Annotated in this window: 8 protein-coding genes; all 8 read right to left on the bottom strand. The window is 73.5% G+C overall.

Annotated elements, in window-relative coordinates:
- The coding region (locus tag IE140_RS35280) for a type I polyketide synthase (protein ID WP_189461061.1) at positions 1-4,833 on the bottom strand (4,833 nt) is incomplete at its 3' end.
- Between the two features lie 270 nt (positions 4,834-5,103).
- Positions 5,104-5,757, bottom strand: a complete 654-nt coding sequence (locus IE140_RS35285) for a response regulator (protein WP_093440807.1) — start codon at positions 5,755-5,757, stop codon at positions 5,104-5,106.
- Positions 5,747-7,045, bottom strand: coding sequence for a sensor histidine kinase (locus IE140_RS35290; protein WP_093440809.1), 1,299 nt, complete (start codon positions 7,043-7,045; stop codon positions 5,747-5,749). Before IE140_RS35290 ends, IE140_RS35285 begins: the two co-directional genes overlap by 11 nt.
- Positions 7,046-7,070: 25 nt before the next feature.
- The gene (locus tag IE140_RS35295) at positions 7,071-7,853 is read right to left on the bottom strand and encodes an ABC transporter permease (RefSeq protein WP_093440812.1); all 783 of its coding nucleotides are present in this window, start codon (positions 7,851-7,853) and stop codon (positions 7,071-7,073) included.
- Positions 7,850-8,752, bottom strand: a complete 903-nt coding sequence (locus tag IE140_RS35300; protein ID WP_093440815.1) for an ABC transporter ATP-binding protein — start codon at positions 8,750-8,752, stop codon at positions 7,850-7,852. Before IE140_RS35300 ends, IE140_RS35295 begins: the two co-directional genes overlap by 4 nt.
- A gap of 155 nt (positions 8,753-8,907) precedes the next feature.
- Entirely contained in the window at positions 8,908-9,645 is a 738-nt protein-coding gene (locus IE140_RS35305) for a class I SAM-dependent methyltransferase (RefSeq protein ID WP_229827133.1), read from the bottom strand.
- On the bottom strand, positions 9,642-10,121 hold the full coding sequence (locus IE140_RS35310) for a sugar 3,4-ketoisomerase (RefSeq protein WP_229827136.1): 480 nt from the start codon (positions 10,119-10,121) through the stop codon (positions 9,642-9,644). Before IE140_RS35310 ends, IE140_RS35305 begins: the two co-directional genes overlap by 4 nt.
- 50 nt (positions 10,122-10,171) lie before the next feature.
- Positions 10,172-22,264, bottom strand: a complete 12,093-nt coding sequence (locus IE140_RS36335) for a type I polyketide synthase (protein WP_229827143.1) — start codon at positions 22,262-22,264, stop codon at positions 10,172-10,174.
- Positions 22,265-22,302 lie beyond the last annotated feature (38 nt).

Consider the following 22,302-nt stretch of genomic DNA (forward strand, 5'->3'; position numbering starts at 1 on the left):
CTCCACCAGCCGGAACAGCGCCACCTCCACAGCGAACAGACCCGCCTGAGCGAACACCGTCCGCTCCAGCAACCCCGCATCCTCCCCGAACACCACCCCACGCAACGGCCGCCCCACATCCACCCGCACACACACCGCATCAAAAGCATCCGCGAACACCGGAAACGCTTCGTACAGTTCGCGGCCCATCCCGGGCCGCTGCGACCCCTGACCCGAGAACAGGAACCCCGTACGCCCGGGTGCCGCGACACCGTGCAGCACGCCTGCCGCGTCGTGGCCCGCTGTCACCGCGTCCAGGCGGGCCGCCAGTTCCTCGCGGTCGGTGGCGAAGACGGCTGTGCGGTGGTCCAGGGGGAAGCGGGTGATCGCCGACGACCGTGCGATCGCGGTCAGCGGTACGGATGGTTCGGCGTCCAGGAAGGCTCGCAGCCGGACCGCCTGGTCGCGCAGGGCGGCAGCGCCGTGCCCGGAGAGGAGCACGGGGAGCGTGAGGGCGGGCTGGGTGCTTTCCTCGTCGGGGGCGGCCGGTTCGGGTGCTGCTTCGATGACCGCGTGGGCGTTGGTGCCGCTGATGCCGAACGAGGACACACCCGCCCGGTAGGGGCGGTCCGTGGGGGGCAGGGTCACGTTCTCGGTGAGCAGCTGCACGGCGCCCGCCGACCAGTCCACGTGCGGCGTCGGCTCGTCGGCGTGCAGGGTGCGGGGCAGCACGCCATGCCGCAGTGCCATGACCGTCTTGATGACGCCGGCGACGCCGGCCGCCGCCTGGGTGTGGCCGATGTTGGACTTGAGCGACCCCAGCCACAGCGGGCGGTCCGCGTCCCGGTCCTGCCCGTACGTGGCCAGCAGTGCCTGTGCCTCGATCGGGTCACCGAGCCGCGTGCCGGTGCCGTGGGCCTCCACCAGGTCCACCTCGTGCGGCTCCAGACCGGCCGTTTCGAGGGCCGCCCGGATGACCCGCTGTTGTGCCAGGCCGTTGGGTGCGGTCAGGCCGTTGGAGGCCCCGTCGGAGTTGACGGCGGATCCCCGCAGGACGGCCAGGACGTGCTGCCCGTCGGCCAGGGCGTCGGACAGGCGGCGCAGGACCAGCACGCCCACGCCCTCGGACCACCCGGTGCCGTCGGCCTGCGCTCCGAATGCCTTGCAGCGGCCGTCCGGGGAGAGGCCGTCCTGCCGTGCGAACTCGACGAGGACGCCGGGTGTGGCCATCAGGGTGACGCCGCCCGCCAGGGCCATGGAGCACTCTCCCGCGCGCAGCGACTGCGCGGCCAGGTGCAGGGCCACCAGGGACGACGAGCACGCCGTGTCCACGGTCACCGCCGGGCCGTCGAACTCGAAGGCGTAGGCGATGCGGCCGGAGGCGACGCTGGCGGTCGTGCCGGTCAGCAGATAGCCCTCGGAGCTCTCGGCGGGCTCGTACATCCGGGGGCCGTAGTCCTGCGCGGTGGCTCCGACGAAAACGCCGGTGCGGCTGCCGCGCAAGTCGGCCGGTTCGGTGCCGAGCCGCTCCAGAGCCTCCCATGTGACCTCGAGGAGCAGCCGCTGCTGCGGGTCCATGGCGGCGGCCTCGCGCGGCGAGATTCCGAAGAGTGCGGCGTCGAAGCCCGCGATGTCGTCGAGGAATCCGCCGGCCGTGGGAAGTGGGGTGTCCAGCGCGGCCAGGGACGGCTGCCAGCCCCGGTCCTCGGGAAGCCCGGTCAGTACCTCGCGGCCCTCGCTCAGCGCTTCCCACAGCGCCGCGGGCGAGTCGATGCCGCCGGGGAAGCGGCAGGCCATGGCGACGATGACGACGGGGTCGTCGCTGTCGGCGCAGGCCGGGGAGGCCGTGGTGCGGGAGGGGGCGGCGGTGTCCTCACCGCGCAGCGCGTCGCACAGACGTCGGGCGGCCGCGGCCGGGGTGGGGTGGTCGAAGAGGAAGGTGGGCGGCAGGGCGAGTCCGGTGGCGGCGGCGAGCCGGTCCCGCAGCTCGACCAGGGTCAGGGAGGCGATCCCGAGAGCCTTGAAGGGCAGCTCGGGGTCCACGTCCCCGGCCGCGGCGAACCCGCCGACCACGGCGGCGTGGGACCGGACCAGCTCCCCCACCGTGCTGCGGGCGGTCTGCGGTGAGAGGGCGCGCAGTCGGTCGCGCAGGGAGTTGTCCGGGGCCGCGGCGGTGTCAGGATCGGCGCCGGTGTCCGGGGCGGCGTCCCGGACGGGCCCGGCGGAGCCGTTCCACTGCGCGGCGCCCGCGCCGGGCCTCCAGTGGCGCTCTCGCTGGAAGGCGTACGTGGGCAGGTCCACGACCGCACCCGGTGGGGCGGGCAGACGGACGTCGCGGCCGTGGGCGAGCAGTTCGGCAGCGGAGGCGAGCAGCCGCGCGCGCCCTCCTTCGCCGCGCCGCAGGGAGCCGACCACCGTGGTTTCGGGCACGTCCAGCTCGGCCAGGGTGTCACGAACGGCGGCCACCAGCACCGGGTGCGGGGTGGCTTCGACGATGAAGCGGAAGTCCTCGTCGGCCAGCCGCCGGGCGGCGGCGGCGAACTCGACGGTGGACCGCAGGTTCCGGTACCAGTAGGCGGCGTCCAGGCCGGCGGTGTCCATCCACTCCCCGGTGACGGTCGACAGGAACGGCAGCTCGGACGTACGGGGTTCGATGTCGGCGAGCGCGGTCAGCAGTTCGTCGTGGATCTGTTCGACGTGCGCCGAGTGCGAGGCGTAGTCCACCGGAATGCGCTTGGTGTCGACGCCGTGCGACGTGCACCGTGCCGCGAAGTCGTCGAGTGCGTCGTCCGGCCCCGAGACCACGACCGCGGTGGGCCCGTTGTCGGCGGCGATCGAGAGCGCGGGCGTGTCGTCGAGCCATGGGCGTACCTGTGCGGCTCCGGCCTGCACGGACAGCATTCCGCCCTGCCCGGCGAGGGCGCCGATGGCGCGGCTGCGGAGTGCGACCACCTTGGCCGCGTCCTCCAGCGACAGCGCGCCCGCCACGCACGCCGCGGCGATCTCGCCCTGGGAGTGTCCGGTGACGGCGTCGGGCACCACGCCCAGCGACCGCCAGGTCTCTGCCAGCGCCACCATCACGGCGAAGAGTGCGGGCTGCACCACGTCGACGCGCTCCAGCGTGGGCGCGCCCTCGGCGCCGTGCAGGACGTCCGTCAGTGAGAAGTCGGTGTGCGGGGCGAGTGCTTCCGCGCAGGCGTGGACCGTACGGGTGAATACCTCGTCGGTGTCGAGGAGTTCGTCGGCCATGGCGGGCCATTGCGAACCCTGCCCGGAGAAGACCATGGCCAGCCGTCCGGTGCGCGCGGTGCCCTCGGTGGTGCCTGGCGCCGGCAGTCCGGCGGCCACCGCGTCGAGCTGGGTGAGCAGTTGCTCCTGGTTCTCGGCGAGGAGCACGGCGCGTCGGGCGAAGCGGGTGCGGGTGGTGGCCAGCGAGTGCGCCACGTCCGCCACGGCCAGGTCGGCGCTCTCCACCGCGTCCTTCAGCCGGGCGGCTTGGGAGCGCAGCGCCTGCGCGGTGTGGCCGGAGATCAGCACGGGCACGGGGAGGGTGCTCCCGCCGACGGCCGGGGGCTTCGTGGCCGGGTGGGGCGCCGGGTCGGGTGCGGGGCCCAGCACCAGGTGGCAGTTGGTCCCTCCCATGCCGAACGAGCTGACTCCGACGAATCCTCCGCCGCCCAGGGGGGTCGCCTCGGTCTGTATCCGCAGGTTCAGCCGTTCCAGCGGAATGCCGGCGGGCGCGGAGCGGAAGTTGAGGCTCGGCGGCACGACGTTCCGTTCGACGGCGAGCGTGGCCTTCAGCAAGCCGGCGATGCCGGCGGCGCCCTCGAGGTGCCCGATGTTGGTCTTCACCGAGCCGACGGGCAGCGGCTCGGTGCGTGCGGCGCCGAGGACGGCGCCGAGAGCCGCGGCCTCGACGGGGTCGCCGACCGGGGTGCCGGTGCCGTGCAGTTCGACGTAGCCGACAGCGTCGGGGGCGACCCCGGCGCGGGCGTGGGCGGCGCGGAGAACGGCCTCTTGGGCAGTGGCGCTGGGGGCGGTGAGGCTGGGGCCGCCGCCGTCGTTGTTGATGGCGCTGCCGTGGATGACCGCGTGGATCCGGTCGCCGTCGGCGAGGGCCCGGGCCAGCGGTTTGAGGACGACGACGGCGCCGCCCTCACCGCGGACGAATCCGTTGGCGCGTTCGTCGAAGGTGAAGCAGCGGCCGTCCGGGGAGAGTCCGCCGAAGCGCAGCGCGGAGACGGTGCTGTCGGGGGCGAGGATGAGGTTGACGCCGCCGGCGAGTGCCAGCTCGGACTCACCGCGCGCCAGGCTCTCGCAGGCGAGGTGGACGGAGACCAGCGAGGAGGACTGGCCGGCGTCCACGGTGAGGCTGGGGCCGTGCAGTTTGAGGGTGTAGGACAGGCGGTTGGCGATGAGGCCGCGCTGCAGCCCCGGCATGGAGTGCCGGTCGATGCCGGTGTCGCCCTCGCGGTGCAGGAGTGCGGCGTAGTCGTCCCAGATCGCGCCGAGGAAGACGCCGGTGCTGCTGCCACTGAGGTCGGCGGGGATGTGCCGGGCGTCCTCCAGCGCCTCCCAGGCGAGTTCGAGAGCCAGGCGCTGCTGCGGGTCGGTGGCGGCGGCCTCGCGCGGGGAGATGCCGAAGAAGCCTGCGTCGAAGTCGGCGGGGTGTTCGATGAATCCGCCGCGGGTGGCTCCGGGGACGCGCACGCGGTCGGAGGGGGTCTCGGTGATCGCGTCGGTTCCTGTGGCGAGCAGGTCCCACAGTGGTGCCGGTCCGGGCGCGCCGGGCAGCCTGCACGCGTACCCGATGATCGCGAAGGCCTCGGAACCACCGGTGTACGTATCCGACATGAATGCCCCGAAATCACTTGACGGCGCGAGTTCGCCGGACGTGAGTCCGGCCGGCTGCCGGGGCAGGTGGTTACGCTCCCACCGTGTTCCGGCCGCTTTTCCTCGACTGAAGCACTCCGACGCTAGCGAGGGGCCCGACAAGCGGCCAACCCCTAGCCTTCGCGCCGCCGCCCCTGACCAGGCGACTAGGGGGCGGCGGCGGTCCGGCTCAGAGGGAGGAGGCGACTGGGTTTCCTGGCGTTCTCCCTCCGGGGGCGGTGGTGTCGGCGGTCAGCCGAGGATGCCCCGCTGGTAGGCGACCGCCACCGCCGCGGCCCGGTCCCTGGCGTCCAACTTGCCGTAGATGTGGATCAGATGGGTCTTGACCGTCGCCTCGCTGATGAACAGCCGGCGAGCGATCTCCCGGTTCGACGCGCCGCGTGCCACTTGCTCCAGCACCTGCACCTCCCGCGCGGAGAGCGTGTCGTCGACGGGCGGTACGGCGGGGCTGCGTACCGCCGTGACAAGGCGTGAGGCGACTGCCGGGGACAGCACGGTGCGGCCCTCCGCCGCCGCCCGGATGGCGGCGAACAGTTCGTCGCGCAGCGCGTCCTTCAGCAGGTATCCCGTCGCCCCGGCCTCGATCGCGGGGAGGGTGTCGGAGTCGGTGTCGAAGGTGGTGAGCACCAGTACGCGGGCCCGTGCGCCACGCCGGGTCAGCTCGGCGATGGCCTCCACGCCGCTGCCGGCCGACATGCGCAGGTCCATCAGGACGACGTCCGGGTCCATGCGCAGCGTCATCTCCACCGCCTCCGTGCCGCCGGACGCCTCTCCGAGCACGGTGAAACCGTCCGCGGGCTCCAGTATGCCGCGCAGGCCGTCGCGCACCACCGGGTGGTCGTCGGCGATCAGCAGGGTGATCGTCCCGCCGTTCTCAGCGTTCATGGGGCACCAGCGGTACGCGTGCGGACACGGCAGTGCCCAGGCCCGGCTCGGCTTCCACGGTCAGCTCCCCCGCCAGCCGCTCCGCGCGGGCGCGCATGCCTTTCAGGCCGAATCCGGACGCGGTGTCGCGCTCGGGCAGGGCTGAGGGGTCGAAGCCGTGGCCGTCGTCGCGCACGTCGAGCACGACCTCCTCGCCCATGTAGGAAAGGGTCACGCCGACCCGGGTGGCCTTCGCGTGGCGTGCCGTGTTGGACAGTGCTTCCGCCGCGATGCGCAGCAGCGTCGCCTCCACCTCCTCGTGCAGCGGTTCGTCGCTGCCGATGAGGGTGAACTCGGCTTGCAGACCGGTGCGTTCGGACCAGCGGACGACGGTCTTCTTCAATGCCCCGGGCAGGTCGTCCTCGGCCAGCGCGACGGGGGCGAGGTTGGCGACGGCCCGCCGTGCCTCGCCGAGGCTGTGGCGGGCCAGCTGCAGAGCTCGTTCGGCGTGGACGCGGACCATCTCCTGTTCCTGGGTGTCGGTGACGACCTGGAGCTGGGTGATGACGCCGGTCAGGTCCTGGGCGACGGTGTCGTGGATCTCGGCCGCCAGCCGGCGGCGTTCGTCGGCGATCCCGGCTTCCCTCGCCTGGAGCAGGAGTTGGTCGTGCAGGGCGGCGTTCTCCACCAGGGCCCGCTCCAGTGCGAGGTTGGCGTGCTCCAGCTCGCGGATGGTCGCCACCCGCTTCCGGGCCCGGTCCTCCTCCTTCCCGGCGTCTTGCTGGACGGTCAGGAAGATGCCCAGGTTGGCTGCGACCAGCATGCCGTAGAACACCCAGCTCGCCGTGTCGTCGGGCGGCATGCCTCCGATCTGCGCTCCGGCGATGGTCGTCGCGGTGGCCAGCAGGCCGAGGGGGATCCAGCGGCGGGGCACCAGCCGCTCGATGTCGAAGCAGCCGACCGCGGCGTAGAAGGCGCAGAACGGGTTGATCCAGGCCAGGCCGAACGCCAGGACCGAGCGGAGCGAGTAGTACGCGGCGCCGACCGCGCTGGGGCCGGGCCGGCTGCGTGCCACCCGGTCCCACCACAGCTGCAGGACGAGCGCCGCGGCTGCGAGTACGCCCCCCGCCACCCACTCGGCGGCGTCCATGCCGACCAGGGACGAGGTCGCCGCGGCGAGCACCAGGCTGAGGCCGAGGAGGACGGGTGGGCTGAAGCGGAGGAGCAGGCGCGGCTGCGTTTCGCGCGCGGCCTGCGGCTCGGTGACCGGGGAGGTTGCGTCGGGTGCCACGCCCTCAGTATGAGTCATGGCACCCGGCGCGTGTGACACCTCGTCACTCCCAGCGGAACCAGCGTGCGGCGGCCGCGGACAGCACCAGCGTCCACAGGGCCAGTACACCGAGGTGGATCAGGTCCGGCCAGTCGCCGGCGGTGGCCTGGTTCAGGGCCTGGGCGGCGGCGCCGAAGGGCAGCGTCTCCACGATGTTGGCCATGAGGTCGGGCATCTGCTGGATGGGCATGTACACGCCGGCCGCGAACATCGCGGGGAAGAACACGGAGATGCTGACGGCCTGGGCCATCTTCGTGTTGGGGGACAGCGCGGAGATCAGCGAGCCGAGCGCCAGCACGCACACCACCGCCAGCAGCAGGGTCAGCAGGTAGCCCACGATCTGGCCCGGCAGGGCGACGTCGGAGAAGATGCGTCCCACCGCGATGGTGAGCACAGCGGAGATCAGCGAGGCGACGGCGTGCAGTCCCACCTGGGCGCCGAGAACGGCGGTGGGGCGCACGGGTGTGGTGGACATCCGGCGCAGGATGCCGCGCTCGCGGTAGCCGGTGATCACCGGAGGCATGGCCATCAGACCAGCCATGATCATCGAGAGGAGGACGGCGACGGGCACGTAGGCCTCGACGGTGGAAAGGCCGCCGATCTCCTCCTTGGGCTCCGTCATGGACGGGATGAAGCCGAGCACCAGCAGCAGCAGCGTGGGGAAGGCCATGACCCAGAACACCGAGCCGGGCTCGCGGAAGAACAGGATCAGTTCAGCGCGCAGCACGGCCCGCCCGGGACGAGGCCTGGTGGTGGAAGTTGCAGGGGATGCGGTGGCGGCGCTCATGCGTCGGCTCCCGTCAGGTCGAGGAAGGCGTCATCGAGAGTGGAGTCGGTGACGCGCAGCTGGTGGGCGCTCACCCGGTTGCGGGCGAGCAGGCTGATCACCGCGTTGACAGTCTCGTCGGTACCAGCGAGGGTCACCCTTCCGTCGCGGTGCGTGACGGAGGCGAGGCCCGGCAGGGCGGCGAGGACGTCTTCCTCCAGCGGGCGGGAGGGGGTGAAGGAGATGACGGTGCCGCTCGCGCTCTGCGCGACCAGGCCGGACGGGGTGTCCAGTGCGACGACCCGCCCCCGGTCGAAGATCGCGACCCGGTCGCACAGCCGCTGTGCTTCTTCCATGAAGTGCGTGACGAGGAGGATGGTGACGCCGCTCGCCCGGACTTCCTCGATCAGCGACCACACCTCGCGCCGCGCCGCCGGGTCCAGGCCGGTCGTCAGCTCGTCCAGGACGACGACCCGGGGGTTGCCGATCAGTGCGAGCGCGATGGCCAGCCGCTGCTGCTGGCCGCCGGACAGCTGCGCGAAACGGGTGTTGAGCTTCTCCTCCAGGCCGAGGCGCCCGGCCAGGGCGCGCCAGTCGGCGGGGCGGGGGTAGCAGTCGGCGAACAGCTGGAGCGACTCGGCGACGGTGAGCTTGCCCTGCAGTTCGCTCTCCTGCAGCTGCGCACCCACGATGAGTGTCGTCTTCGCGCGGTCGGCGGACGGGTCCAGCCCGCACACGCGGATCGTGCCGCTGTCCGGAGCGCGCAGACCGAGGATGGACTCGACGGTGGTGGTCTTGCCGGCGCCGTTGGGGCCGAGGACCCCGAAGATCTCGCCTTCCTCCACCGCGAGGGAGACGCCGTCCACGACGGGGCGTCCGCCGTAGCTCTTGCGCAGGTCGCTCACTTCAATGAGAGTCATGTTCCCACAGTGCCGGGCCGGACCGGGCCGGCACATCGCCCATCACGCTCGCAGGGGGATCAACCGATCGGTTGATCCCCCTTACGTCCCCCCTACCGCGTGACCCCTACGACCCTGACTTCACCCTGAGATTTCCTCGCGAGGCGCGTCTGTCGTCAGGCCGCGGGGGCGGTGGTCCCGACGAACAGGCCACGCGGTGCGAGCGGGTCCTTCACGTACTCGACCTCGCACCCCGCGCGGGCGAAGGCGCTCTCGTACTCTTCGCGGGTGAACAGCGTGGTGCGGTGCACATCGGAGAAGTGCGTGACACCGCTCTCCGCCGAGGCCACCAGATAGTGCACCTCCATGTGGCTGACGCCGCCGTCCCGGACGGAGTGGGAGACGCGGACGTAGGTACGCCCGCCCGACTCGACCGTGTCGGTGCCCACGTAGCCCTCCAGGAAGTCCTCGGGAAGCCAGAAGGGTTCGACGACGATGACGCCGCCCGGCGAGAGGTGCCGGGCGAAACTGCGGAGTGTCGCGGCGAGTTCGTCGACGTCGGCGCAGTAGGCCACTCCGCTGAACATGCTTACCACCGCGCCGAAGGTGCGGTCGAGGGTGAAATCGCGCATGTCGCCCCGGTGGATGGGGACCCCGGTGTTCTTCCGGGCCAGCTGCACCATGTCCTCGGACAGATCGAGGCCCTCGACGTGCCCGAACGAGCCGGCGAAGCGCGAGAGGTGGTCCCCGGATCCGCAGGCGACGTCCAGCAGTGAGTCGGCCTCCGGCAGCCGGTCCCGTACCAGGGACGTCACCAGTGCGGCCTCTCCCGTGTAGTCCTTGCCCCGGCCCCGGTAGAAGGCCTCGTACATCTCGCCGCGGTCGTAGATGCTGCCGTGCCCGTCGGTGCTCACTCGTCTGCTCCTTGTGGTCGTCCGGTCGTCTGCGGATGACGGCGTGCGGTCCGCACGAACTCGTCGTAGTCGTAGAGGTAGTCGTCCAGTTCGTACGGGGCCGAGGCGAGTACCAGGCAGATCGCGTCGGGCGAGAAGTCGGCGAACTCGGTCCACACGCCGGGCTCCACGTGGAGCGCCTGGCCCGGGCGGTCCAGGCGGACCCGGGCGCGCGAGAAGCCGTCGTCCACGACCACCTCGAAGGATCCGGTGGCGGCCACGATGAGCTCGTGCAGTTCCCGGTGCATGTGCAGCCCTCTCACGGCCTGCCGAGGCACTCCGTGCACGAAGAAGACCCGCTCGATCGGGAAGCCGATCTGCTGTCCCTGCTCGATCACGGTGAGCGAACCACGCGGGTCGGTGTTGTCCGGGAGCGCGACGAGACGGCAACCGCGCACCGCCGCGAGGGGAGCCTCGGGGGTCTGGTCAGGGGCCATGGGGCCTTCCTCGGGTGTGGGATGTGTCGGTGGGGTGGGCTTCGCCTCGGTCATCGGGGCAGTTCCTCGATCCACCGGTGGACCGCGCGAGCCGTGGGCCCTGCGTGTTCGGCCATCATCGTGAAGTGGTTGCCCGGCACGTCGACGATGTCGCGGGCCGCCTTCCAGGAGCTGCGCCAGTCTCGGCCGTCGGCGGGCGCGCGCAGCGGTTGTGAAGCACGCAGCAGGAGTGTGGGAATGCGGGTGTCGGGGCGCGGCTTCTCCCAGAACAGGCTGCCGTACCAGGTCATCGCGGTGAGACGGCTGTCGTCCATGGCCACGAACTGCTCCGCCCTGTCGAAGATCCCTTCGGAGAGCTCGGCGCTCCAGTCGGCCATCAGCGGGTCGTCCAGCCGGTAGACGTCCGCCAGCACCAATCCGGCCGGTGGTGAGCCGAGTTCGGCCAGGCGTACCGCCAGGCGGTGGGCGAGGATCGCGCCGCCCGAGTGCCCGAAGAGGACGACCGGGGTGTCCTGGGCGTGGGCGATGACGCCCTGGGCCTGCCAGTCCAGGGCGACTTCGGGAGTCGCGGGCAGCAACTCGCCACGGCCGTAGCCGAGGACGGGCACCGCGGCCACGCGCCGCGTGCCGCGCAGTGGCGCGGCCAGCCGGACGAACTCCTGGGGACCGCCGCCGGCTGTCAGGCCGCTGACACAGACCAGCAGCTCGGGTGCGGGGCCGTCGGCCAGGGTGGTGAGCACCGCAGGTCGGCCCGCCTCGGCTACATCGTCGGCCATCGGCCGGAACTTCGCGGTTTCGCCGACCAGTTCGAGGAATTCCTTGATCCTCCCGGTGGCCACGGCCTCCCGGTAGAGGGAGTCCAGCAGGCCGACCGGGTTGCGGTCGGTGGGCGAGATACCGAGCGTGACGGCAGGCACCGTGCTGCTCGGGGACCCGCCGTCGGCGGCCGTGGCGGCGAGGTGGCGGGCGAGGGCGGCGGGCGTGGGGTGCTCGAAGACGAGGGTGCCCGGCAGCGACAGGCCCGTCGCCTGTTCCAGGGTGCTGCGGATCTCCAGCGCGGCGAGCGAGTCGACGCCGAGTTCCAGGAACGGCCGGTCGGGGGCGACGGACGCGGCGTCGGTGTGCCCGAGCACCGTTGCGGCGGTGCTGCGGACGAGTTCGAGTGCCGCCCCGTGCCGGTCCGGACCGGTGAGACCGGGGGTCCTGCCCGGTTCCGGTGCCGGGTCGTGCACGGCGGCGGCCAGGCCCCGGACCGGCGGGAGTTCATCGAAGAGCGGGCGGTGCCGGGCCAGGGTGTAGGCGCGGTGGAAGCGTTCCCAGTCCACGTCGGCGACGACGGCGCAGGGTGCCGGACCGGCCACGGCCTCGCGCAGGGCGGACCAGACCGTTCCGGGGCTGATGGGGCGCAGCCCTTGCCGCTGCGCGGCCGTGTTCTCCCCTCCTGTCGCCCACGGCCCGAAGGAGATGGAGGTCGCGGGCAGGCCGAGGGAGTGCCGGTGTGCGGCGAGGGCGTCCATTCGGGCGCTCGCGGTGGCCCGTGCGGCTGCTTTGGTGCCGCCCCAGACGCCGGTCACCGAGGAGACAAGGACGAACGCCTGCGGACCGGTGGCCAGTTCGCGGGTCACCTCGTGCAGCACCCGGGCCCCGTCGGCCGCGGCCACCGCGCGCAGGTCGCCGGGGCTCAGCTCCGTCCAGGGGGTGTCTTCGCCCGAGCCCACCGTGTGGAACACGGCGGTGAGGGGACGGTCGGCGGGGATCGCCGCCAGTGCCTCGGTGACGGCGGCCCGGTCGGTGACGTCCGCGGCGGCGAAGGTGACGTCGACGGGCAGGCTCTCGGCGAACTCGCGGGCACCGGGAGCTTCGGCGCCCCGGCGGCCGAGCAGTACCAGGTGTTCGGCTCCGTTCGCGGCGAGCGCCGTGGCGAGCGCCCGGCCCCGGCGGCCGGTTCCGCCGGTGACCAGCACGGTGCCCGAGGGCTGCCAGGGTGCGACGCCGGCCGGCGGGGCGATGACGATCCTGCGGGCCATGGGAGTGGCACGCAGGGCGATCTGGTCCTCGCCGGCGCCGCCGGCGGCGAGCAGCGCGGCCAGCCGCGCCGCAGTCCTCGGGTCGGGGCGCGCGGGCAGGTCCACCAGGCCGCCCCAGCGGTGCGGGGCCTCCAGCCCCAGGGTGCGGCCCAGTCCCCAGACGGCGGCGTGGGCCTCGACGGCGGGCGGGTCGGCCGGGCCGGTGGCGACCGCGCCTGTGGTCAGGCACCACAGGGGCGCGTCCGCCGCGATGTCGCCGAGTGCCTGGGCGAGGGTGAGGACGTCACCGGGCTCCGCTGCCAGGCAGAGCACTCCGGTGACCGTCGGCCCGTCGTCGTACGCGCGCCGCAGTGCATCAGCACAGGCCTCTCTGCTGCCACGGGCGTCGGGGACTTCGGTCACGCGCATACCCTGCTCGCGCAGCAGCGCGAGCAGGCCGGCGGCGTTCCCGTCCCCGGCGGTCACCGCGAGCCAGGTTCCGTGCGGCACCACCTGCTCCGGTTCGAGCATGGGGCGCCAGGTCACCTGGTAGCGGCCGACGGGCGCGCCGTCCGGTGCCGCGGCGGGGTACGGCTCGGGCCAGTAACGGCGCCGCTGGAAGGCGTACGTCGGCAGGTCGGGGCGGGGGCCGGTGACGGGCCCCAGAAGCGCGTCCCAGCCGATGGGAACACCGGCCGTGTGCAGCCGGGCGACGGCAGTGAGCAGCGCGGCGGGCTCCTGCCTGCCGGAGCGTTGGAGCGCCACGCAGAGAGTGCCGGTGGTGTCGTCGAGGGAGCGGGCGCGTTCCAGGGTCCGCTCCAGCGGGACGGTGAGCGCGGCGCCGGGCCCGATCTCGGCGAAGCGGGTCACGCCCTGGTCGAGCAGGGTGTGGACGGCGTCGGCGAAGCGGACGGTGGCGCGTATCTGGCGGATCCAGTACTGCGGGGTGGACATGGTTCCGTCGTCGGGGAGCCCGGTGACCGTGGACACGAGCGGGATGCGGGCGGGGTGGTACTCCAGGGACGCGGCCACGTCGGCGAATTCGTCCAGCACGGGGTCCATGAGCGGGGAGTGGAAGGCGTGCGACACATCCAGGCGGCGGATCGTCCGGCCGGTCAGCCTGCCTTCCTCGGCCAGTTCCGCCAGGGCGTCGGCGTCGCCGGAGAGGACGACGTCCTCCCGGCTGTTGACGGCGGCGACCGCTACGCGGGTCTCGTAACCGCTCAGCGCGGCGCCCGCCTCGGCCTCGGTCATCCGCACGGACATCATCGCGCCGCCTTCGGGCAGCGCCCCCATGAGCCGTCCTCGGGCGGCCACCAGGGTGCAGGCGTCGGCGAGCGAGAGGACGCCGGCGACGTGTGCGGCGGCGAGTTCGCCCACGGAGTGCCCGGCCAGCCGGTCGGGGTCCACGCTCCAGGATTCCAGCAGGCGGAAGAGCGCGACCTCGAAGGCGAAGAGGCCGAGCTGGGTCCAGGCGGTGCGGCCCAGGGCGTCGGCGTCGTGGAGGACGACCTCGCGCAGCGGGCGGTCCAGGTTCGGGTCGAGGTGGGCGCAGACCGCGTCGAAGGCGTCGGCGAACACCGGGTAGGTCTCGTACAGTTCGCGGCCCATGCCGGGGCGCTGGGCGCCCTGGCCGGAGAAGACGAGGGCGAGGTCGCCGCGCCCGGCGACGCCACGGACGATCTCGGCTCCGGTGCCCGTCGCCCCGGCGAGGCCGGCGAGGCCGGCGAGGCCCAGGCGGAGTCCTTCGGCGTCGGGTGCCAGCACGACGGCGCGGTGTTCCAGGGCGGCCCTGGCGGTGGCCAGTTGGCGGGCGGCGGCGCGCAGGTCGAGTGTGGTGCCGGTGCGGTCGACGTGCGAGCGGAGCCGGTCGGCCTGGGCCCGCAAAGTGGCCTCGGACCGGCCGGAGACCGGCCAGATCAGGAGGGGGGCGGCAGGGTCCGGCCCGTCGGCCGGGAGCGGTGCGGTCTCGGGCTCCTGCGGAGCCTCCTCGATGAGGACGTGGGCGTTGGTGCCGCTGATCCCGAACGAGGACACTCCGGCCCTGCGGGCACGGCCCGTCCGCGGCCAGGGCCGGTCGTCGGTGAGGAGTTCGACGGCGCCGGCCGACCAGTCCACCTCCGGGGTCGGCTCGTCCACGTGCAGGGTCCTGGGCAGCACGCCCCGGCGGATCGCCTCGACGGTCTTGATGACGCCCGCGATGCCCGAAGCGGCCTGGGTGTGACCGATGTTGGACTTCACCGACCCCAGGTAGAGGGGTTCGGTGCGGTCCTGGCCGTAGGTGGCCAGGAGTGCCTGCGCCTCGATCGGGTCGCCGAGCTTCGTTCCCGTGCCGTGTGCCTCCACGGCGTCCACCTCGCCCGCTTCCAGGCCGGCGGCGGCCAGCGCGGCGCGGATCACCCGCTGTTGCGCGGGGCCGTTCGGGGCGGTCAGGCCGTTGGACGCGCCGTCCTGGTTGACGGCCGAGCCGCGCAGCACCCCGAGCACCCGGTGCCCGTTGCGGCGTGCGTCCGAGAGCCGCTCCAGCAGCACCAGGCCCACGCCCTCGCCCCAGCCGGTGCCGTCGGCGGAGGCGGCGAAGGAGCGGCAGCGGCCGTCGGAGGCAAGGCCGCCCTGGCGGCCGAACTCGGCGAACACGACGGGCGAGTGCATCACGGTGACGCCGCCCGCGAGGGCCATGGAGCACTCGCCGCTGCGCAGCGACTGCGCCGCCAGGTGCAGGGCAACCAGGGACGACGAACACGCCGTGTCCACGGTGACCGCCGGGCCCTGAAGGCCGAAGATGTAGGAGATGCGGCCGGACAGCACGCTGTTGGAGGAGCCGGTCATGACATGGCTCTCGGAGCCCTCCGGCAGGACGCCGGCCATGGCGTAGCCGCCGGCGGAGGCGCCGACGAAGACTCCGGTGCGTGTGCCGCGTACGGCGGTCGGGGCGATGCCTCCGCGCTCCAGCAGTTCCCAGGCGCTCTCCAGCAGCAGTCGCTGGTGGGGGTCCATGGCGACGGCCTCGCGGGGCGAGATGCCGAACAGGTCGGCGTCGAACTCCGTGGCGTCGTGCAGGAATCCGCCCTCGGCGGTGAAACCGTTCGTGCCGGACAGGTCCCAGCCGCGGTCCACGGGGAACGGCGACATGGCGTCGGTCCCGGTCGCGACCACCTCCCAGAGGTTTTCCGGGGAGTCGGCGCCGCCGGGGTAGCGGCAGCTCATGGAGACGATGGCGACCGGGTCGTCCGCTTCGGCCCGCGCGGCGGGTTGTGCGGGCCCCGCCGTGGCGGCCGGTTCCGCGACGCCGAGCAGACCGAGGAGTTCGGCGGCGGCCACGCGGGCGGTGGGGTGGTCGAAGACCAGGGTGCCCGGGAGCCGGAGGCCGGTGGCCCCGGCCAGGCCGTCGCGGACCCGGAGCGCGGTCAGCGAATCGATGCCGAGGTCGGTGAAGACGCGGTCGGGGTCGACGGCCTGGGGTCCGGTGTGGCCGAGCACGGTGGCGACCACGGTGCGCACCAGGTCGAGCAGGAGACGGTTCCGGTCGGCGGTGTCGGCCGCTTTGAGCCTGGCGCGCAGCTCGTGGCCCGCAGTGCCGGCGTCGGTGCCGGCCGTGGTCTCGGGCGCGTCGGACCGCTCGGTGGTCGTCTGCGGCAGGTCGCCCACCAGAGGGCTGGGCCGGCGGGCGGTGAACGTGGGGACGAAGCGGTCCCAGTCGACGTCGGCGAACACGCAGGTGGCGCGGCCGGAGTCGACGGCGGAGGCGAGGGCGGCCAGGCACAGCTCCGGCGGCATGGGGGCGATGCCCCGGTCCCGCAGGTAGTCACCGGCGTCCCGGTCGGTGACCATGCCACCGCCGTCCCAGGCTCCCCAGGCCACGGCGGTGGCGACCTGGCCGTGTGCCCGGCGGCGTTCGGCGAGCGCGTCGAGGTGGGCGTTGGCGGCGGCGTACGCGGCCTGCCCTCCCCCGCCCCAGACCCCGGCGATCGAGGAGAACAGCACGAAGAGGTCGGCCCGGTCGCCCAGCAGGGCGTCCAGGTGGACCGCGCCGAGCACCTTGGCGCGGGCGTCCTCGGCGATCTCGGCCGGTGAGGTGGTGGCCAGCGGCGCGGTGGTCGAGACGCCCGCGGTGTGGACGACGCCGGTCACCGGGTGGTGTTCCAGCAGGGCGGCGAGTGCCTCGCGGTCGGTGACGTCGCAGGCGGCGACAACCGCGGTGGCTCCGGTCTCGGCCAGTTCGGCGACCAGCTCGCCGACGCCGTGGGCTCTGGGGCCCGACCGGCTGACGAGGAGCAGGTCGGTGACGCCGCGCCGGGCGAGCCAGCGGGCCACCTCACGGCCGAGCGCACCGGTCCCGCCGGTGACGAGAACCGGGCCGCCGGGGAGCCATGGGGCCGTGGCGGGGACCGGGGCGGCGCGCCGTAGCCGCCGGGCGAACACTCCGGCGGGTCGTACGGCCAGCTGGTCCTCGTCCTCGGCGGCGCCCGCCAGGAGCGCGCCGAGCCGGGCGTCCGACCGGGTGTCCGCGGTCTCGGGCAGGTCGATCAGTCCGCCCCAGCGGTCGGGGTGCTCCAGCGCGGCCACCCGGCCCAGGCCCCACAGCATGGCCCGGTCGCCGTTCACCGCTGTGTCGAAGCGGCCCACGGTGACCGCGCTGCGGGTGAGGCACCACAGGGGTGCGCCGATCCCGGCGTCGCCGAGCGCCTGCAGCAGGGTGACGGTGTCGCCGGTCCCGGCGGCGAGGACCTCGTCGGCGGGGTACGGCCGCTGGGCGAACGCCAGCAGGGAGACGACTCCCGTGACCTCGCCCGTCTCGGTCAGCTGCCTGAGTGTGGCTCCCAGTTCTTCCCGTCCGGTGCCGGCGGGGAGGTGGATCTCGGTGATGTCGGCGCGGGCCAGTGCGGCGCGTGCGGTCTGTGTCTCTTCCTCCGCGCCGGTCTGCGGGAGGACGAGCATCCATCGTCCCTTCGGCGCGGTGGACGGCAGGCCGACCAGGGGGCGCCAGGTCACCTCGTAGCGCCAGGAGTCCACGGTGGACTCCTGGTGGCGTGCACGCCGCCAGGTGGCGAGGGCGGGCAGCACCTGGTCCAGGCCCGGTGCGTCGATCCCCAGGGTTCTGGCGACAGCGGCGGTGTCGCCGCGTTCGATGTCGTTCCAGAACGCCTGCTCGGCCTGGCCGGCTCCTCCGGGACCGGCGGCGGGTCCGGCGGCGGAGCGCTCGACGGAGTCGGGCCAGTAGCGGTCGCGATCGAAGGCGTAGGTGGGCAGATCGACCGAGCGGCCCCCGAGGAGGACGCCTTCCCAGTCGACCCCGACACCGCGTACGTGGGCCTCCGCGAGCGCGGTGAGCCAGCGTTCGCGTCCTCCCTCGCCGCGCCGCAGGGTGCACAGGACGGCGCCGGGGAGGTCCGTGTCCTCCAGGGTCTCCCTCAAGCCGACAGTGAGCACAGGGTGGGGGCTGACCTCGATCAGCAGCCGGTGCCCGTCGTCCAGCAGGGCGCGGGTGGCGTCCTCGAAGCGGACGGTGGCGCGCAGGTTGTCGTACCAGTACTCGGCGCCCAGGGTGGTGGTGTCGATCCGTCCGCCGGTGAGCGCCGAGTAGAACGGCACGGCGGAAGGTGCCGGGTCCACGTCCCCGAGGTCGGCCAGGAGGCGTGTCCTCAGCCGCTCCACGTGCACCGAGTGCGACGCGTAGTCCACCGGCAGGCGGCGCGCCCGGATCCCGGACGCCGCGCAGTGGGCGACCAGTTCCTCCACTCCCGCCACGTTCCCCGAGACGACCGTCGAACCGGGACCGTTGACCGCCGCGACCGAGAGCCCTTCCCAACGGCCGGCCAGTTCCTGCGCCGCGTCGCGGGAAACAGCCAGCGACACCATTCCTCCGAACCCGGCCAGTTCGTCGGCGATGGCACGTGCCCGCAGCGCCACGACCCGCGCCCCGTCCTCCAGCGACAGCGCCCCCGCCACCACCGCAGCCGCGATCTCTCCCTGCGAATGGCCCACCACCGCGGACGGGAGAACGCCCGCCGAAGTCCACAGCCCGGCCAGCGACACCATCACCGCCCACAACACCGGTTGCACGACCTCGACCCGCTCCAGGTCAGCGCCCTCGCCCCGCACCACCTCCAGCAGCGAGAAGTCGGTGAACGGCTCCAGCGCCCGGTGGCACTGGTCCATCCGGGCGGCGAACACCGGCTCCGCGGCCAGCAGTTCAGCCGCCATCCCGACCCACTGGGAACCCTGCCCCGGGAACACGAACACCGTACTGCCGCGCACCACACCGCCCCGCAGCACACCGGCGGTCTCCTCCGCGGCCGCCAGCGCCCGCAGCTGAGCCGCGTGGTCGGGTCCCAGCACCACCGCACGCTGGTCCAGCACCGCGCGCCCGGTGGCCAGCGACCAGCCCACATCCACGGGGTCGGCGCCGTCGAGGGACAGCAGACGCTCCGCCTGCCCCCGCAGTGCGTCCTCGGTCCGCCCCGACAGCAGCCACGGCACGACTTCGCCGACGCCGGACGGTTCCTCCGCGGCGACGGCGGGCGCGACGACAGCCTGTGGCGCGGCCTCCAGAATCACGTGTGCGTTGGTTCCGCTCATCCCGAACGAGGACACACCCGCCCGGCGCGGCCGGTCCGTCTCCGGCCACCGCCGCGCACCGGTCAGCAGCTCCACAGCCCCCGCCGACCAGTCCACCTGCGAGGACGGTTCCCGCACGTGGAGGGTGGCGGGCAGCACTCCGTGCCGCAGCGCCTCCACCATCTTGATGACGCCCGCGACACCCGCAGCCGCCTGGGTGTGCCCGATGTTCGACTTCAACGACCCCAGGTACAGGGGCTCTTCGCGGTCCTGCCCATAGGCGGCCAGCAGCGCCTGCGCCTCGATGGGGTCGCCGAGCTTCGTGCCCGTACCGTGGGCCTCCACGGCGTCCACCTCGGCGGCGGTCAGCCGCGCGTCGGCCAGCGCCGCCCGGATCACCCGTTCCTGTGACGGGCCGTTCGGCGCGGTCAGACCGTTGGACGCGCCGTCCTGGTTGACGGCCGAACCCCGGACGACCGCCAGCACACGGTGCCCGTTGCGCTCCGCGTCCGAGAGCCGCTCCATCAGGAGCAGGCCGGCGCCCTCTCCCCAGCCGGTGCCATCGGCGTCGTCGGAGAAGGCCTTGCAGCGGCCGTCGGAGGAGAGCGCGCCCTGGGTGCTGAACTCGATGAAGGTGCCGGGCAACGGCATCGTGGTGACGCCGCCGGCCAGGGCCATCGAGCACTCCCCCGCCCGTAGGGACCGGGCGGCGAGGTGCAGCGCCACCAGGGACGAGGAGCAGGCGGTGTCCACGCTGAGGGCGGGCCCGCGCAGACCGAACGTGTAGGAGACCCGGCCGGAGAGGACGCTGGCGGAATTGCCGGTGCCCAGGTGTCCCTCGGTGGCGGCCTCGGAGCCGAGCAGCAGCGCCAGGTAGTCCTGGCCGTTGGTGCCCGCGAACACTCCGGTTTCGCTGCGGCGCACCGAGGTGGGGTCGATGCCCGCGCGTTCGAACGCCTCCCAGGCGGTCTCCAGCAGCAGCCGCTGTTGCGGGTCCATGGCGAGCGCCTCGCGTGGGGAGATGCCGAACAGGCCCGCGTCGAAGGCGGCGATGTCGTCGAGGAAGCCGCCCGAGCGGGTGCGCGAGGGGCCGTCCTGGCCGAGCAGGGAGTCGAGGTCCCAGCCGCGGTCGGCGGGGAAGTCGCCCATCGCGTCGACGCCGTCCCGCACCAGGCGCCACAGCGCCTCGGGCGAGTCGACCCCGCCGGGGAAGCGGCAGGACATGCCGATGATGGCGATCGGCTCGTGCTCGGTGGACTCCGCCCGGCGACGGCCCCCGGCCGAGGGGGCGTCGGGGGCGGCCGCTTCCTCGGACAGCAGGGTGAGCAGGTGTTCGGCCAGCGCGCTGGGGGTCGGGAAGTCGAAGACGAGGCCGGCGTGCAGGGTCAGCCCGGTCCGGGATGCCAGGAGGTTGCGCAGTTCCAGGGCCGTGAGGGAGTCGAAGCCCATGTCGTGGAAGGCGCGTTCGCGGTCCACGTCCGCCGGTGAACCGTGGCCGAGGACGCCTGCGACGGTCTCCAGGACGAGGTGCTCCACGTCGCGGGCCTGCTCGGCGGTGTCCGAGCCCTGCGCGGCGAGTGCGACGGGATCGCCGGCCTGGGCTCCGCGGACGACCGAGACGGCCTCGGGGAGTTCGGCGAACAGCTTGCTCGGTCGTACCGCGGTGAAGCCCGGAACGAAGCGCTCCCAGTCGATGTCGGCGACGACCAGCGCGCCGTCCCGCTCGGTCAGGGCGGTGGTCAGTGCCTCCAGTGCCCGGCTCTCCTCCATGGCGGGCAGTCCGCCGCGCGCCAGCCGGGCGGCGGCGGCCGGGTCGGCGGCCATGCCGGCTCCGGCCCAGGCGCCCCAGGCGAGGGCGGTGCCGGGCACGCCTCGGGCGCGGCGGCGTTCCACCAGGGCGTCGAGGTGTGCGTTGGCGGCCGCGTAGGGGCCCTGCCCGGCGCTGCCGATAACGCCGGCGACCGAGGAGAAGACGACGAAGTCGGTTAGCTCGCCGGTGAGTTCGTCCAGTATGTCGGCGGAGCGGGCCTTGGCGTCGAGCACTGCGGCGAGCCGCTCCGGTGTCAGCGCGTCGAGCACGCCGTCGTCGACGATGCCCGCGGCGTGGACGACCGCGGTCACGGGGTGGCGCTCCAGCAGCTCGGCGACTGCGTCGCGGTCGTTCAGGTCGCAGGAGACGACGAGGGCGTCGCAGCCACGCTCCGAGAGGTCCGCGACCAGCTCGGACGCACCGGGTGCGGCGGGGCCGCGCCGGCTCGCCACGACGAGGCTGGTGGCGCCGCGTTCGGCCAGCAGCCGGGCGACCTTGCCGCCCAGTGCACCGGTGCCGCCGGTGACCAGGACCGGGCCGTCGGCGTGCCACTGGGCAGGCTGCGTCTGCGCGGCGGCGCCGGTGGGGGCACGCCGCAGTCGGCGGGCGTGCAGGCCCGTCGGCCGGATGGCCGCCTGGTCCTCGCCCGAGTCCCCGGCCAGCAGCTGGACCAGTCGGTCGGCCGCTCGCGGGTCGAGGTGGGCCGGCACGTCGACCAGACCACCCCAGCGGTCGGGGTGTTCGAGCGCGGCGACCCGGCCGAGGCCCCACAGCTGGGCCGCTGACGGGTCGCATGTGTCGCCGGTTGTGACGGTGACCGCATCGGAGGTGAGGCACCACAGTGGTGCGGCGAGTCCGGCGTCGCCCTGGGCCTGGATGAGCCGCAGCAGGTCCTCGGCGGTGTCCACGCGGGCGAGTACCCCGGCGACGGGACGGTCACGCTCGGCGGCGGCCGATGCCAGAGCGGCCAGCGTGTCCGCGCACTCCGTGCGGTCCGCGCCGAGTTCTGTCATCTCGACGATGTGGGCTCCTGCGCCGCGTAGGCCGTCCACGACCCCGCCGGGCATCTCGCCGCCGGTGGCCAGGAGCCAGGTTCCGGTCAGCCGTGTCTGCCGGTCGGTGACCGGGCTCCAGCCGACGCGGTAGCGCCAGGCGTCGGTGGTGGCCTTGTTGCGGCCTCTCTCCCGCCAGGCGGCGAGAGCGGGCAGGACGGCGCCGAGGCCGTCGCGCTGTTCGTCGTCCAGGCACAGGGCACCGGCGACGGCATCGGTGTCGGTCGATTCCACGGCCGCCCAGAAGTCCCGTTCGGCCGGGTTCTCCGCGGCGGCGGGGCGGGGAGCGGCCACAGGTGTGGGCCAGTACCGCCGGCGTGCGAAGGGATAGGTGGGCAGGGCGATGCGGGCGCCGTTGAAGGGGGCGAGGTAGCCGGCCCAGTCCACGGGGATGCCCCGGGTGTGCAGGCGGGCGAGGGCGCGGACGAGGGTGTGGGCCTCGGGGCGCTCCGGGCGCAGGGCGGGGACGGCGGCCAGGCTGTCGACCTGGTCCTGGGCGAGGGCGGAGAGCACTGCGTCCGGGCCCAGTTCCAGTGCTGTCCGTACGCCGGTGAGCGAGGCGAGTGCGTCGGCGAAGCGGACGGGTTCGCGGATCTGCCCCACCCAGTAGCCGGGGGTGGCCAGGTCACCAGGGGCGGTGGTGAGAACGGGGATCTGCGGGGGGTGGTAGGTCAGCGACTCGGCGACCGTGGTGAACTCGGCCAGCATCGGCTCCATCAGACGGGAGTGGAACGCGTGCGAGACCGCCAGCCGCT

It is taken from the genome of Streptomyces parvus, from assembly GCF_014648875.1.
Lineage (GTDB): Bacteria > Actinomycetota > Actinomycetes > Streptomycetales > Streptomycetaceae > Streptomyces > Streptomyces parvus.